This window comes from Pseudomonas sp. 102515 (genome assembly GCF_031085165.1).
Lineage (GTDB): Bacteria > Pseudomonadota > Gammaproteobacteria > Pseudomonadales > Pseudomonadaceae > Chryseomonas.
The window spans coordinates 1478271-1492238 of sequence record NZ_JAVHTY010000001.1; the positions used below are offsets into that span (position 1 = coordinate 1478271).

General features: G+C 68.6%; 18 protein-coding genes. 5 read left to right on the forward strand and 13 right to left on the reverse strand.

The window, feature by feature from the left end; translation table 11 throughout:
- A complete protein-coding gene (locus tag RCF34_RS06780) occupies positions 1–1461 on the forward strand; it encodes a SulP family inorganic anion transporter (RefSeq protein WP_308707453.1) in 1461 nt (486 codons plus the stop codon).
- A 60-nt stretch (positions 1462–1521) separates the two neighbouring features.
- The gene (locus RCF34_RS06785) at positions 1522–2367 is read left to right on the forward strand and encodes a universal stress protein (protein WP_308707454.1); all 846 of its coding nucleotides are present in this window, start codon (positions 1522–1524) and stop codon (positions 2365–2367) included.
- A gap of 18 nt (positions 2368–2385) precedes the next feature.
- Here the strand turns inward: RCF34_RS06785 and arfB are convergent, their stop codons facing one another.
- The 5 genes from arfB to RCF34_RS06810 form a co-directional block, all read right to left on the reverse strand.
- A complete protein-coding gene (arfB, locus tag RCF34_RS06790; protein WP_308707536.1) occupies positions 2386–2796 on the reverse strand; it encodes an alternative ribosome rescue aminoacyl-tRNA hydrolase ArfB in 411 nt (136 codons plus the stop codon).
- A gap of 2 nt (positions 2797–2798) precedes the next feature.
- On the reverse strand, positions 2799–3434 hold the full coding sequence (locus tag RCF34_RS06795; RefSeq protein WP_308707455.1) for a DsbA family protein: 636 nt from the start codon (positions 3432–3434) through the stop codon (positions 2799–2801).
- A gap of 1 nt (position 3435) precedes the next feature.
- Positions 3436–4389, reverse strand: a complete 954-nt coding sequence (locus RCF34_RS06800) for a rhodanese-related sulfurtransferase (protein ID WP_308707456.1) — start codon at positions 4387–4389, stop codon at positions 3436–3438.
- A gap of 283 nt (positions 4390–4672) precedes the next feature.
- Positions 4673–4984, reverse strand: coding sequence for a BolA family protein (locus tag RCF34_RS06805; protein ID WP_308707457.1), 312 nt, complete (start codon positions 4982–4984; stop codon positions 4673–4675).
- A 122-nt stretch (positions 4985–5106) separates the two neighbouring features.
- Complete coding sequence (locus RCF34_RS06810) at positions 5107–5643, reverse strand: DUF2059 domain-containing protein (protein WP_308707458.1); 537 nt, start codon at positions 5641–5643, stop codon at positions 5107–5109.
- 171 nt (positions 5644–5814) lie between these two features.
- Here RCF34_RS06810 and RCF34_RS06815 point away from each other — a divergent pair, with 171 nt between their 5' ends.
- The 3 genes from RCF34_RS06815 (at position 5815) to RCF34_RS06825 (ending at position 8605) form a co-directional block, all read left to right on the forward strand.
- Positions 5815–7209 (forward strand): class II fumarate hydratase, encoded by a 1395-nt coding sequence (locus RCF34_RS06815; protein ID WP_308707459.1) that lies wholly within the window; start codon positions 5815–5817, stop codon positions 7207–7209.
- Positions 7196–7816, forward strand: a complete 621-nt coding sequence (locus RCF34_RS06820) for an NAD(P)H-dependent oxidoreductase (protein ID WP_308707460.1) — start codon at positions 7196–7198, stop codon at positions 7814–7816. The genes RCF34_RS06815 and RCF34_RS06820 overlap by 14 nt, the downstream gene beginning before the upstream one ends.
- A 228-nt stretch (positions 7817–8044) precedes the next feature.
- A complete protein-coding gene (locus tag RCF34_RS06825) occupies positions 8045–8605 on the forward strand; it encodes an alpha/beta hydrolase (RefSeq protein ID WP_308707461.1) in 561 nt (186 codons plus the stop codon).
- A gap of 16 nt (positions 8606–8621) precedes the next feature.
- Here RCF34_RS06825 and RCF34_RS06830 read toward each other — a convergent pair whose 3' ends face one another.
- From RCF34_RS06830 to gspF, 8 genes are read right to left on the reverse strand one after another with little or no spacing between them, the layout of a single operon-like run.
- The gene (locus tag RCF34_RS06830; RefSeq protein ID WP_308707462.1) at positions 8622–9314 is read right to left on the reverse strand and encodes a hypothetical protein; all 693 of its coding nucleotides are present in this window, start codon (positions 9312–9314) and stop codon (positions 8622–8624) included.
- A complete protein-coding gene (locus RCF34_RS06835; RefSeq protein WP_308707463.1) occupies positions 9311–9733 on the reverse strand; it encodes a hypothetical protein in 423 nt (140 codons plus the stop codon). Before RCF34_RS06835 ends, RCF34_RS06830 begins: the two co-directional genes overlap by 4 nt.
- Complete coding sequence (locus tag RCF34_RS06840; RefSeq protein WP_308707464.1) at positions 9730–10893, reverse strand: type II secretion system protein GspL; 1164 nt, start codon at positions 10891–10893, stop codon at positions 9730–9732. Before RCF34_RS06840 ends, RCF34_RS06835 begins: the two co-directional genes overlap by 4 nt.
- Positions 10894–10897: 4 nt before the next feature.
- On the reverse strand, positions 10898–11485 hold the full coding sequence (locus tag RCF34_RS06845; protein WP_308707465.1) for a prepilin-type N-terminal cleavage/methylation domain-containing protein: 588 nt from the start codon (positions 11483–11485) through the stop codon (positions 10898–10900).
- On the reverse strand, positions 11482–11826 hold the full coding sequence (locus RCF34_RS06850) for a prepilin-type N-terminal cleavage/methylation domain-containing protein (RefSeq protein ID WP_308707466.1): 345 nt from the start codon (positions 11824–11826) through the stop codon (positions 11482–11484). The genes RCF34_RS06845 and RCF34_RS06850 overlap by 4 nt, the downstream gene beginning before the upstream one ends.
- Positions 11823–12281 (reverse strand): GspH/FimT family pseudopilin, encoded by a 459-nt coding sequence (locus tag RCF34_RS06855; protein WP_308707467.1) that lies wholly within the window; start codon positions 12279–12281, stop codon positions 11823–11825. The genes RCF34_RS06850 and RCF34_RS06855 overlap by 4 nt, the downstream gene beginning before the upstream one ends.
- Positions 12282–12287: 6 nt before the next feature.
- Positions 12288–12728 (reverse strand): type II secretion system major pseudopilin GspG, encoded by a 441-nt coding sequence (gspG, locus tag RCF34_RS06860; RefSeq protein ID WP_308707468.1) that lies wholly within the window; start codon positions 12726–12728, stop codon positions 12288–12290.
- 23 nt (positions 12729–12751) lie between these two features.
- Positions 12752–13957 (reverse strand): type II secretion system inner membrane protein GspF, encoded by a 1206-nt coding sequence (gspF, locus tag RCF34_RS06865; RefSeq protein ID WP_308707469.1) that lies wholly within the window; start codon positions 13955–13957, stop codon positions 12752–12754.
- Positions 13958–13968 lie beyond the last annotated feature (11 nt).

The following is a 13968-nucleotide window of genomic DNA, read 5'->3' on the forward strand; positions in this document are numbered from 1 at the left end:
ATGAAAAGTGTCTCTCCCCGCGCCGACATCCTGGCCGGTCTCACCACGTCCTTCGCCCTGGTGCCCGAGTGCATCGCCTTCGCCCTGGTCGCCCATCTCAACCCGCTGATGGGTCTCTATGGCGCCTTCTTCATCTGTACCCTCACCGCCCTCTTCGGTGGCCGCCCCGGCATGGTCTCCGGCGCCGCCGGCTCCATGGCGGTGGTCATCATCGCCCTGGTGGTGCAGCACGGCGTGCAGTACCTGCTGGCCACGGTCGTGCTCGGCGGCCTGCTGATGATCGCCTTCGGCCTGCTGCGCCTGGGCAAGCTGATCCGCATGGTGCCGCACCCGGTCATGCTCGGGTTCGTCAACGGCCTGGCCATCGTCATCGCCCTGGCCCAGCTGGAACACTTCAAGCAGGGCGAGAGCTGGCTCAGCGGTACCCCGCTGTACCTGATGATCGGCCTGACTGCAGCGACCATGGCCATCATCTGGCTCCTGCCGCGGCTGACCCGCGCCGTGCCGCCGGCCCTGGCCGCCATCCTCGGCGTGGGCCTGGCGGTGCATGTCTTCGATCTGCCGACCCGTACCCTGGGCGACATGGCCCATATCGCCGGTGGCCTGCCGCGGCTGGCGCTGCCCGACATCCCCTGGAATCTGGAAACGCTGCGGATCATCCTGCCCTATGCGGTGCTGATGGCCCTGGTCGGCCTGCTGGAGACCCTGCTGACCTTGAACCTCACCGACGAGATCACCGAGAGCCGCGGCCGGCCCAATCGCGAGTGCGTGGCCCTTGGTGCGGCCAACATGGCCTCCGGGCTGTTCGGCGGCATGGGCGGTTGCGCCATGATCGGCCAGACCATGATCAACCTGAGTTCGGGTGGCCGCGGCCGGCTGTCGGGGGTGGTCGCCGGGATCCTGATGCTGCTGTTCGTGCTGTTCCTCTCGCCGCTGATCGAGCGCATTCCGCTGGCGGCGCTGGTGGGCACCATGTTCGTGGTTGCCCAGCAGACCTTTGCCTGGGCCTCGCTGCGGGTGCTGCACCGGGTGCCGCGCAGCGACATGCTGATGATCATCGCCGTCACCGTGATCACCGTCTTCGCCGACCTCGCCACCGCGGTGCTCTGCGGCATCGTCCTGGCCGCGCTCAACTTCGCCTGGCAGCACGCCCGCCGGCTCTATGCCGACAGCCATCTGGAGGCTGACGGCAGCAAGAGGTACCAGGTGCACGGCACCCTATTCTTCGCCTCCACCGCCACCTTTCTCAACCAGTTCGATCCGGCCGGCGACCCCGCCAAGGTCGTGGTGGACTGCCGCCACCTGAGTTTCGTCGACTACTCCGCCGTGGCCGCGCTGCGCACCCTGCACGAACGCTATGCCAAGGCTGGCAAGCGGGTGCGGGTGCTGCACCTGTCACAACGCTGCAAACAGCTGCTGCGCCGCGGCGGGATGACGGACGACCTTGCCCTCGGCGATTGAACCCGCAACGGCGTGCCTGGGTCTCTCCCAGCAATGTCCTGCTCCTGGAGACCCGCGGCCATGTCCAAGATCCTCGCCTGCCTCGACGGCTCGGCCGTCAGCGCCGCCGTCTGCGACTTCGCTGCCTGGGCCGGCACCACCCTGGATGCCCCCCTCACCCTGCTGCATGTGCTGGATCAGCGCCGCTTTCCACGGCCCGGTCAGGCCACGCCGCCCCTGCTGGTCAACCGCGAACACCTGCTGACCGAGCTGGCGGCCCTGGATGCCCAGCGCGGCACCCTGGCAGAAGACCAGGGTCGGCTGCTGCTCGATGCGGCCCAGCTGCGGGTGGAGGAACAGCAGGCGCGCTGCGCCGGGGCCGTGCTGCAGCACGGTGACCTGATAGGTTCGCTGGAGAGTCTGCAGGAGGATTTCGACCTCATCGTGCTGGGCCGCCAGGGCGAGGACAGCCCGCCAAAGCGGTTGATCGGCCGCCACTTGGAAAGCGCCATCCGCCTCCTGCATCGCCCGCTGCTGGTGGCCGGCCACCAGTTCGTCGAGCCCAGCGGCGTGCTGCTGGCCTATGACGACAGCACCAGCGCGCGCAAGGCGGTGACCTGGGTGGCCAACTGCCGGTTGTTCGACAGCCTGGCGTGCCACCTGGTAACCGTCGGCCGCGAGCGGGAAGAACGCCGCGCAGCCCTCGCCCGTGCCGCCGACGAACTCAGGGCCCGGGGCCGTACGGTCACCACCGCCATCACCGACGGCGACGTGGAACTGGGCCTGGAGCGCTATCGCAAGCAGCATGGCCTGGAGCTGGTGGTGATGGGCGCCTTCGGCCATTCCCGCCTGCGCCACTTCTTCATGGGCAGCAACACCCGCAACATGCTGGAAGCGGCGGGCAGTGCGCTGATCGTGGTGCGCTAGCTCAGGCTCGCGCTCAGCCTAGAAATCCACCCGCCCGCGGCTGGCCTTGATGCCGCTGCGGCGCGACTTGCCTTCCAAGCGGCGCTGCTTGGAGCCGTAGGTGGGCTTGGTCGGACGACGCGGCTTTTCCTGGACGTTGGCGGCGGCGATCAGCGCGGCCAGGCGTTCCAGGGCGTCGGCCCGGTTCTGTTCCTGGGTACGGTATTGCTGTGCCTTGATCACCACCACGCCGTCGCGGCTGATGCGCTGGTCGCGCAGGGCCAGCAGGCGCGCCTTGAGCGCTTCCGGCAGCGACGAGGCCTGGATGTCGAATCTCAGATGGACGGCGCTGGAAACCTTGTTGACGTTCTGGCCACCCGCACCCTGGGCGCGAACCGCCGTGAGCTGGATTTCCTGCTCGGGCAGCGTCAGGCACCCGTCGATGACCAGGGTCACGCCGGCCGCGCGCCGCGGCTGAGCCAGGCGTCCAGCAGCGGCTCCAGTTCGTCCAACGGCTGGTAGCCGTTGGTGATCAGCGCCAGCTGGCCGTCCCGCTCGGCGAGCAGCGTGGGGAAACCGGCGATGCCCAGATTGAGTGCCCAGTCGAAGTCGGCCTGGGTGGCCTGGTGCGCCGCTTCGCCGTCGAACAGCGGGGCGAATTCGATGCGCGGCAGGCCACAGGCCTCGGCCAGTTCCACCAGCAGCGCCGGCTGGGTGACGTCGCGGGCCTCGACATAGAAGGCCCGCTGGATGCGCTTGGCCAGCGGCCAGACGGCCTCTTCGTCGAGCTGGCGGGCGGCGACCAGGGCACGGCAGGCCGGCTCGGTGTCGTACACCAGGCCTTCCGGCGGGCCCTGTTCGAGGGCGAAGGGCTGGCCGGTGGTGTCCTGCACCGCCTGCCAGTAGGCCAGGGTGCGTACCCGGCTGGCGGTGTCCTGGGCCACCCGCTCGCGACGCAGGCCGCCGACCACCAGGTGCAGGGGAATGCCCTGGGCGGCCGCCCGCTCGGCCAGGCGCTCGACCACCGGAGCGAAGCCCCAGCACCAGGAGCACATGGGGTCCATCACATAGAGCAGGCGACCGGTCATCCTAGACCTCCTCGGGACTGGGCATGGTGTTCAGCCGCGGATCGCGGCCGATGGGGTGGGGTTCGTTGCGCAGGCGCGCCAGCTCGATCTGCTTCTGCCGCTCGCGGGCGCCGGCGCGGGTCTTTTCCGACAGCGAATCCCAGCAGTGCGGGCAACTGATGCCGGGGCGGTAATGCGGTGACTGCATGTCTTCCGGCGAGACCGGCGTGCGGCAGGCATGGCACTGGTCATAGACCCCTTCGGCGAGGTCATGGGTCACGGTGACGCGGTTATCGAAGACGAAGCACTCGCCTTCCCAGCGGGACTCGGCCGCGGGCACTTCTTCGAGGTACTTGAGGATGCCGCCCTTGAGGTGGAAGACCTCGGGAAAGCCCTCCTGCAGCATGAAGCTCGACGCCTTCTCGCAGCGGATGCCGCCGGTGCAGAACATGGCGACCTTCCTGTGCCGCGCCGGATCGAAGTGCTCGCGGATATAGGCCGGGAAATCGCGGAAGCTCTTGGTCTTGGGGTCGATGGCGCCCTTGAAGCTGCCGATGCCCACCTCGTAGTCGTTGCGGGTATCGATCACCAGCACCTCGGGATCGTCCACCAGGGCGTTCCAGTCCCGGGGTTCGACATAGGTACCCACGCGGCGGTTGGGATCGACGCCGGGCACGCCCAGGGTGACGATCTCCTTCTTCAGCTTGACCTTGGTGCGATAGAAGGGCTGCTCGGCGCAGTGGGATTCCTTGTGGTCGATGTCGACCAGGCGCGGATCGGCGCGCAGCCAGGCGAGCACGGCGTCGATGCCTGCGCGGCTGCCGGAAACGGTGCCGTTGATGCCTTCCTCGGCCAGCAGCAGGGTGCCCTTGACGTCATGGGTCAGGAGGGTCTGCAACAGGGGTTCACGCAATTGGACGTAGTCGTCCAGGGTGACGAACTTGTACAAGGCCGCCACGACAATCTTGTCGGTCATCTTCGGGTTCCCAGGGGTCGCCCTCGCAAAGGGCGGACCGGTTAGAACCTGTTCATGACCTGCTACGCGTCGGCCAAACGGCGTTGAAAAGGCCTGCGGAATGCTCATTTACCACTCGTAAACTCGAGCGCGAGTCCGATCCGCTTCCTCAGCCCTTTTCGCCTTGTTTGTCTCTAGCTCGCGAGGTCGTGAAACAGGTTCTTCGACGAAAACGCCGGCAAGGATGCCGGCGCCGATCAAATTTTAACCAATACGGACTGCCACTGAACAGGGCTCTCGAGGCTCAGCCCGCCAGGTCGTGCGTGCTGCCGCCGCGGCAGGTGGGCGAATCCGGTGCCTGGCCCTGGGCTGCCCACTCCGCTGGGGTGTAGGTGTGCAGCGCCAGGGCATGGAACTGGCCCATGAGTTCGCCCAGGGTGCCATAGACCTTCTGGTGGCGCTTCACCGCGTTGAGGCCGGCGAAATGCTCGCTGACCACCACCGCCTTGTAGTGGGTCTCCTGGCCGCGGCTGTGCATGTGGCTTTCGTCCAGCACCTGCAGGTGCTCGGGTTGCAACAGGCTCAGGCTGGACTGGATACGTTCGCGCATGCTCATGGGGATACCTCGACTGTGAGAAGCGTCATTCTAACGGGCTCGCGGCCCGCCCGGAATCGCTCCGGTCGGCCCACAAACGACGAAGCCCGGAACGGGTCCGGGCTTCGGGGCAAAGGCTGGATTCAGCGCTTGGCGGGCGGCGGTGCGTTCTCGGCACCGGCCGGCGGCTTCACGCCCAGCTCCTTGTCCATCTCGGCGAGGATGCCGTTGACCTTGGGTACCGCCTGTTCCAGCTTGGCCTGGGTCAGCTGGGCGGACTGCGCCGACAGGCGCGGCAGGGTCGCGATCATCTTCTTGCCCAGATCGGACTGGTAGAACTTGATCAGGCCTTCCAGGTCGTCTTCGGTGAAGTTGTCGGTGTACAGCTTGACCATCTCGGGCTTGATCCTTTCCCAGCCGATGGTGCTGTCCAGCGCCTGGTTGGCGCGGGCGGTGTAGCTTTCCAGCACGGCTTTCTTGGCCGGCGCCTTGGCCTGCTCGAAGTGCTGGGCGAAGAGCTGCTGGACCTGGGCGTAGACCGGCGTGGTCAGCTTGTCGGCGTTGGCCAGCTTGAGAAAGCGCTCCGCGTCGGCCGCGTGGCTCTTGGCATCGGCCAGGGCGAAGCTGCTGGCGCTGGCGAGCACGACTACGGCGCCAAGCGTACGGAGGGTCTTCTTCATGGGCATCCTTCAGGAGGCTGAAAATGGACCGCGAGTGTGCCACAGAGCGGCTGAACCTGGCCTGAACTCATCGAGGACAGCCACCCAGTTGAGAATATCTCCCATTTGGGAACCCTGGCGCTAACCTGCTGCCCAAACTAGCTGGACCCTACCTCATCAACGGAGACCGCCATGAGCCGCACCGAAACCGATAGCATCGGCCCCATCGAAGTAGCCGACGACGTCTACTGGGGCGCCCAGACCCAAAGGTCGCTGGAAAACTTCGCCATCGGCAACCAGCAGATGCCGCTGGCGGTGGTACATGCCCTGGCGACGGTGAAGAAGGCGGCCGCGCGGGTCAACCTGCGCCTCGGCGAACTGCCGGAAGACGTCGCCACCCTGATCGAGAAGGCCAGCAGCGAGATCCTCGACGGCTTCCACGATGACCAGTTTCCCCTGGTGGTCTGGCAGACGGGCAGCGGTACCCAGAGCAACATGAACGTCAACGAGGTCATCGCCGGGCGCAGCAACGAGTTGGCCGGCAACGGCATGGGCGGCAAAAAGCCGGTCCATCCCAATGACCACGTCAATCGCGGCCAGAGCTCCAACGACTGCTTCCCCACCGCCATGCACATCGCCACCGCCCTGGCGGTGCAGAACGACCTGCTGCCGGCCATCGCCGAGCTGTCCGGCGGCCTGGCGCTGCAGTCGGCGCGCTACCAGAACCTGGTCAAGACCGGCCGCACCCACATGATGGACGCCACCCCGGTGACCTTCGGCCAGGAGCTGTCAGCCTTCGTCGCCCAGCTGGACCTGGCCGAGCGCGCCATCCGCAACGCCCTGCCGGCGGTCCTGGAACTGGCCCAGGGCGGCACTGCCGTAGGCACCGGCCTCAATGCGCCCAAGGGCTTCGACGAAGCCATCGCCAAGGAAATCGCCGAACTCACCGGCCTGCCCTTCGTCACCGCACCGAACAAGTTCGCCGCCCTCGCCGGCCATGAGCCCCTGGTGGCCCTGCACGGCGGCCTCAAGACCCTGGCCGTGGCGCTGATGAAGATCGCCAACGACCTGCGCCTGCTGGGCTCCGGTCCGCGTGCGGGCTTCGCCGAGGTCAGGCTGCCGGCCAACGAACCGGGTAGCTCCATCATGCCGGGCAAGGTCAACCCGACCCAGTGCGAGGCCTTGTCGATGCTGGCCTGCCAGGTGATCGGCAATGACGTCACCGTCGGTTTCGCCGCGAGCCAGGGTCATCTGCAGCTCAACGTCTACAAGCCGGTGATCGCCCACAACGTGCTGGAATCCATCCGCCTGCTGGCCGATGGCAGTCGCAACTTCAATACCCATTGCGTCACCGGCATGGAGCCGGACGAGCACAAGATGGCCGAGCACCTGGAACAGGGATTGATGCTGGTGACGGCGCTCAATCCCCACATCGGCTACGACAAGGCCGCCGAGATCGCCAAGAAGGCCTATGCCGAGAACAAGACCCTGCGCGCCGCCGCGCTGGAACTCGGCTACCTGACCGATGCGCAGTTCGACGAGTGGGTGCGCCCGGAGACCATGCTGGAAGCCGGTGGCCGTGGCTGAGGCCCGCGGCGCCACGCCGCTGGAGGGGGATGGCCGGCGCCTGCTGGTCATCCAGGGCAATCCCAAGCGCACCAGTTTCTGCCAGTCCCTGGCCGACGCCTATGTCCAGGGCGCCCAGGCCAGCGGTCAGGTGGTGCGCCAGCTGAAGCTGGCCGAGGCTCAATTCGATCCGGTGCTGCGCGAGGGCTACGACCTCTCCCAGACCCTAGAGCCGGACCTGCTGGAGGCCCAGCGGCAGATCCACTGGGCGGAGCACCTGGTGTTCATCTACCCGGTGTGGTGGAACGGCCTGCCAGCAGTGCTGGCGGGCTTTCTCGAACGCGTCCTGCAACCAGGCTTCGCCTTCGCCCAGCGCGACCAGACCTGGGGCGGCGACCCCCTGCTGACCGGGCGCAGCGCCGAACTGCTGGTCACCTCCGACACCCCGCCCTCCCCCTGGCAGCGCCTGCGCAACCAGGCACCCCATCGCCAGGGCATCCAGGAAGGCCTCGAGGCCTGCGGCATCCAGGTGCTGCAGGTCCACGAGTACTCGCCGGTGCGGGCGGCGGACGAGGAACAGCGATTGCGCTGGTTGCAGGAAGTGGAACGGTTGGGGCGGAACGAGTAGGCCATCCGGGAGCCTTGGTAGGTTGGGTTGAGCGCCAGCGAAGCCCATCAGCAACTCGACATTGGCCCTGTTGGGCTTCGACGATGAAGCTGTCTCAGCCCAACCTACGGTCTATTACTTCCAACCAAAGCCTGAGCTCCAGGCATAACCAAAGCGCCTTTTATTCTTTCTCCTGCGCATCAACCACCGGCACTATCGACGCTCCCCTTTCGCCCGCGGAGCACCGCCATGACCCGCTATCTCATCCTCCCCGGCTGGCAAGGCTCCGGCCCCGATCACTGGCAGACCCATTGGCAGCGCCGTCTGCCGGATGCCCGGCGGGTCGAACAGGACGACTGGCAGCATCCCGATCCGCAGCGTTGGGTCGCCACTCTCGACAGGGCCATCGCCGAGGCCAATGCCCCGGTGGTACTGATCGCCCATAGCCTGGGTTGCGTGACCGTCGCGCTCTGGGCCGCCAGCGCTCCGGTGGCCCGTCGGCAGCGGGTGCTGGCGGCCTTGCTGGTGGCGCCGGCCGACGTCGAGCGCCCGGGTTGCCCGATGGAACTGCTGGGTTTCGCGCCCTTGCCACGGCAGCCACTGCCCTTCCCTTCCAGGGTAGTGACCTCGGACAACGACCATGCCATCAGCCTCGCCCGAGCCGAAGCCCTGGCCCAGGCCTGGGGGAGCGAGCTGGACATCCTCCCGGGTGCCGGCCATATCAACACCCGCTCCGGGCATCGGCAGTGGGAAGAAGGTCTGATCCATTTGGCGAAGCTGGGATCGGCTCAGGGCCTGCGCGTCGCCTGATCGAGCCCTCTCGTGCCTAGAAGCGACCCGACACCTCGCTCTGACCGGCCTTGAGCCAGCCGATACCCTGCAGCATGGGCGCAATCTCACTGCCGGGCTGCGCCGTACCCCGTACCTGCCCCCGCCAGTTGGCCAGGCTCAGGCGCAATTCCAGGCGATGCTGGCCGGTGCGCTCGAAGACGCCCTGCAGCCAGGGCGCAGTATGGCAATCCACCTGCAACCGGGCTTCGCCCAGGCTGAGTCGCCGGGGGACCAGGGCCTGCAGCCCAGCGCCCTGCCAGCTGCCGCTGGCCGTCTGGCAACGACGCCAACTGCCTCCGAGCCGGACATCGCCGACCAGCCGACCGGCGAGCAGGGCGCTCCCCGGTGCCTGCAACCAGCGCAGATCGCCACCTGCGAGATCGGCTTGCCATTGCCAGGGCCAACCGCTCAGGATCAAGCCCCAGGGCGCGGCCTCGGACTCGCCCACCGTGACCTGCAATGCGCCCGGCCATTGCAGTCGCCATTGCCAGGGGCCGGCACCACCGCCCGGCCAGTCGAGGCGCTGCATGCCACCGGCGCGCAAGGAACCCTGCAGACCGATCGAGGTGACCTGGGGCGGCAGCAGCCGCGGCAGCCAGTCCGCTGCGGGCCAATAGAGCAGGCAGCCCGAGACGAAGATCAGGACAGTGAACAGGGTAAAGGCCAAGCGCGCGAGCCAGCGGATCATGGCGTCCGCCCCACCAGCACCGCCAGGACCTCCAGCTCGAAGGCCACGCCAGTCGGCTGGCTGCGGACCCTGAGGGTCCGCGGCAACCAGCCCCGCGCCCGCGCCCAGGCCTGCAGCCGCTCCACCGCCCCGACATCCACCGCCTCGCCACGCAGTTGCCAGGCCGGCTCAGCCAGGGTCAGCGCACTGAAGGTCACGCCACTCACGGCGCCGCGCCAGTCCGCCTCCTGCAGCGGCTGGGCGACGGGCAGCGCGCGGGCCTCTTCGGCGAGGCGGACCCAGTCCACCGTGGCCGGTCGGCTGCCTGGCGTGGGGCGCAACAGCAGGATGGCGGCCAGCAGCAGAATGACCAGTCCGCCGAGGGCCGCCCGCTGGCGCTCGGCGGATAGCCGCTGCCAGCGCTGAAGGATGATACTCATGGTCGCGTCTCCGTCGGGGCCGCCAGGTGAAGGGTCAGGCACCCGGCCTGCCGCTGCCACTGCAGGGTAGCGAATTCCTCGCCGAGCCGGGTGCGCAAGGCCTTGTCCAGGCTGACAGGACCCTCCAGCACCACCTGGATGCCCTGCTCGTCCAGCGACCATTCCACCAACCGCAAGCCTGGCCGGGCCGCCAAGGCGGCAGCGAGCGGATCGCCGAGGCGCTGCCAGAGGCGCCATTGCGCCTCCAGCTGCCGCTGGGTCCGGCTGGCCAGCTGGAGTTCGCGCGCGGCGCGGCCGGCATCGAGCCGGTCGCTGGTCAGGCCCAGGCGGTGGGCGACATAGGCCCGGTCCACCTGGGCTCGGCGCCAGTGCTGGACCTGTTGCAGCCCCAGGTGCACCGTGGCCAGCACGGCGGCAGCGGCCATGCCCAGTACCAGGGGCCGAGGCAGTCCCAGAGACGGTCGCCGGCGCTGACCTTGCCGCGGCCAGAGATCCCGGGGCGCTACGCCGGCAGTAGGCCGGGGCCAGAGGTGATCGATGGTTGCCTCGGGACCGGCGTCGAGCAGAGCGGACAAGGCCGGCGGCAAATCGGCCTCAAGGGTATGTGGCCAGGTCAGCCAGACGTCGTGGTCCGCGACGCGGGTCTTGAATCTCAGGCTGTCGCCCAGGCGCGCACCGATCCCACCCTCGGCGGTGGGCTCGGGCAGCAGCTGGAAGTCGACCCAGCAGGCGACCACCGTCCACCCACAGGCGGCGCAATGTTCACGCCAGGCCTCCAGCAGCGCCCGATCCAAGGCCAGCAGGCGCAACCGGCCAGGGGCGCGACCCAGACAGACCAGGTGCTGGCCGTTGGCGTCCGCCAGTAGCTGGTCTTCCAGCAGCAGGCCCCACTCGTGCGGACGCAGCCCCTTGGGCGCGGCGACGTCGAACAGGCTGCAGTCTTCGCCGTGCAACAGCAGGGTCACCGGCTGGGCGGCCGCAGGCAGCGTCGCCCCGGCCTGGAGGCTGGCATCCCGCAGATGCGCGGCCACCAGCGGATTGTCCGGACCCGGAGGACCGGGTCGCCGCGTGCGCAGGAGCAGGCGAGCGGAACCATGGGCCGGGCTGAGGTCGCGGCGCAGCAGGGGCAGCAAGCGCCCGAGCGGGAGGGAGGCGAGCATGGGGTCAACCTGTCTGAGGCAGGGCGAAGGTGCAGACATAGCCGGCACCCTGGAGGGTAAAGGTCAGCCGTACCCCATTGGCGGGCTCGGTCTGGGGCGGATAGGCGAGCCAGCGCCCGTCGCCGTGGAATTCCAGTTGCAGGCGCTCGACGCCTGGCTGGTCGAGCACCGGTTGCCAGACCGGGGCATCCACCGCATCCAGCTCGGCGCTGCGCCACAGTCGCAACCGTTCCTGGGCGGCATCCCATTCCAGCCGTTGGCGGCGCAGGCGACCGGCGCCCTGGTCGATGCCCAGCGGCAGGGCATCCAGGGCGACCCAGTCCAGCCGGTTCTCGTCGGGGCGCCAGTCCAGCAGGGCGTTGTGCAGCGGCAGGCGGTGCTCCTGCAGCGGTCGCAGGACCAGCCCTCCTAGGCGGCGATCCAGCAGGCCGCAGAGGTCGAGCACCAGCGCATCGGTCGACACCCGTGCAGCCAGCCGGCCACGGGCGTCGAGCCAGAGATTGACCAGCCCGCCGAGCAGCACGGCGAGCAGCGCCGTGAGGGCGATGGCCAGCAGCACCTCGATCAGGGTCATGCCCGCCTGGCTCCTCATGGTTGGGCTCCGGCATGGATCGGCCAGCTGCCCAGCGCGCGACTAAGGGCGGCATCGGCATAGAGCGTCAGCCGTTGCCCGCCCAGGGGCCCGCCTGTGCCCTCCAGACGCCAGTAACAGCGCTCGCCCCCCTGGCTCAGTTCGCCCTGGCCGGCCGCCAGGCCTTCCACCTGCCAGCGGGCCTGGAGTTCCCGGGCGCAGAGCTGGGCCCGTTCGCGGGACTGGGCGACGCCGGCGATGTCCAGCCGCTGGCCGATCACCTGGCTGACACCCACGGCCATGAAGGCGACGATGGCCAGGGCCACCAGCACCTCCAGCAGGGTGAAGCCGGTCTGTTTCATGGCCGTTCCACCGAGGCGCGACCGCGCGCGTCCACCACCAGCAGCCACTGCCGCTCCTCTTCGGCGAAGGCGAGGCGCTGAGCACGGGTATCGCCGTTCGGCCACCAGATCAGGCGCGGCTGCGCGCTGGCCGGTTCGGCCAGGCGCAGTCCCGAGGGCCAGTGCCCGTCCGGCAGATCGGCGCTGGCCAGGGGCTGCCAGCGTGGGCCGCGGGCATCGGCCACCAGCGCCAGATAGCGAAAGCCGGTGGCGTCGGCCTGCCAGCCGAGGATGCGTCCGCTGCGGCGGGCGCTGTCCCGTGCCAGCTGGAAGTCGCTCGCCAGGCTTTCCAATCGCCACTGCCCGGCGGGACTGCCACCACCCAGGCGCGCCACGCCCACGGTGGTCAGTAGCCCGACGATCAAGAGCACGACCATCAGCTCCAGCAAGGTGAAGCCGCTCAGGCGCCCCGGCATGGCAGCTCAGAGGGTCCAGTTGCCGATGTCGGCGTCACTGCCCTCGCCGCCTTCGCGACCGTCGGCGCCGAGCGAGTAGAGATCCACCCGCCCATGCTCGCCCGGAATGCGATAGCGATAGGCAGCGCCCCAGGGATCTTCCGGCAGGCGGCGGATATAGCCGTCGGCGCGATAGTTGCGCGGCTCCGGAGCCTGGGTCGGCTTGCTCACCAGGGCGGCGAGGCCTTGCTCGGCGGTGGGATAGCGCAAGTTGTCCAGGCGATACATGTCCAGTGCCTGCTCCAGGCTGGCCAGATCGGCGCGGGCCTTCTGCTGCATGGCCTTGTCCTGGTTGTCCAGCACGTTGGGCGCGACGATGGCCACCAGCAGGCCAATGATGAAGATCACCACCATGATCTCGATGAGGGTGAAGCCGGCCTGGCGGGCGGCTACGGCGTGAGAACGCATCGCGAAAGTCTCCTTGGGGTGCATCAGAGGTTGAGCGCCTGGTTGAGCTGCATGATGGGCAGCAGGATGGCGAGGACGATGGCCAGCACCACCCCGCCGAGGATGAGGATCAGCGCCGGCTCGAACAGCGCCAGGGCCAGGTCCACCTGCTGGTTGAAATCCCGCTCCTGGGCATCGGCGACCCGTTCCAGCATGGCGTCGAGGGTGCCGCTGGCCTCGCCGCTGGCGACCATGTTCACCAGCAGCGGCGGAAACACCGCGGTGCGATCCAGCGCTCGGCCCAGGCCCGTGCCGGCGGTGACCTGTTCGATGGCGGCTTCCAGGGCATCGCGCAGGACCTGATTGCCCAGGGTGGCGCGACTGACCTGCAGGCCTTCGAGCACCGGGATGCCGCTGCCGACCAGGATCGCCAGGCTACGGGTCAGGCGCGCGCTGTCGAGGGTACGCAGCAACTCGCCCAGGCGGGGCAGGCACAGCAATTGGCGATGCCAGCGCCGCCGCCACTCGACCTGGCGCAGGAGGCGCCGCAGACCGAAGCCGGCCAGCAATACCAGGCCCAGCGACCAGGGCCCGAAGACCAGCAGACCGTCGCTGACGGCCACCAGGACGCGGGTGATCCACGGCAGTTGCAGGCCACTGTGGATGAACTGCTCGGTGAGCTTGGGCACCACGAAGGTCATCAGGCCCGCCACCACCGCGACGGATACCAAGGCCAGCGCCAGGGGATAGATGAGCGCGGTACGCGCCTTGTGGCGCTGGCGCTGCACCCGTTCGAGATAGTCGGCCAGGCGCTCCAGCACCGGCCCCAGGCGTCCGGCACGCTCGCCAGCGGCCACCAGGGTCAGGTACAGCGGATCGAAGGTGCCGGGATGGCGACCGAGGCTGTCGGCCAGGGTGTAGCCTTCGCGTACCTGGCCCAGCAGATCCAGCAGCAGCGCCTTGAGCGCCGCCTGGCGACTCTGGCGCTCCAGCATCTGCAGGGCGTCGGCCAGGGGAATGGCAGCACCCACCAGGGTCGCCAGCTGGCGGGTGAAGTCGGTGCGGCTGTTGGCATCCAGCCGCGCGGCGCGACTGCGCACGCCCCGCGCCGGAGCGGCCGCCTGCAAGGCGCGGGGAAAGAGGCCGCGCTCGCGCAGCAGCTGGCGGGCATGACGCTCGCTCTCGGCCTGGATGACATCGCGCTGGCGCCGTCCCTCGCCATCCAGCGCCAGGTAGCGGTAGGCCGGCATCAGCGCAGCGC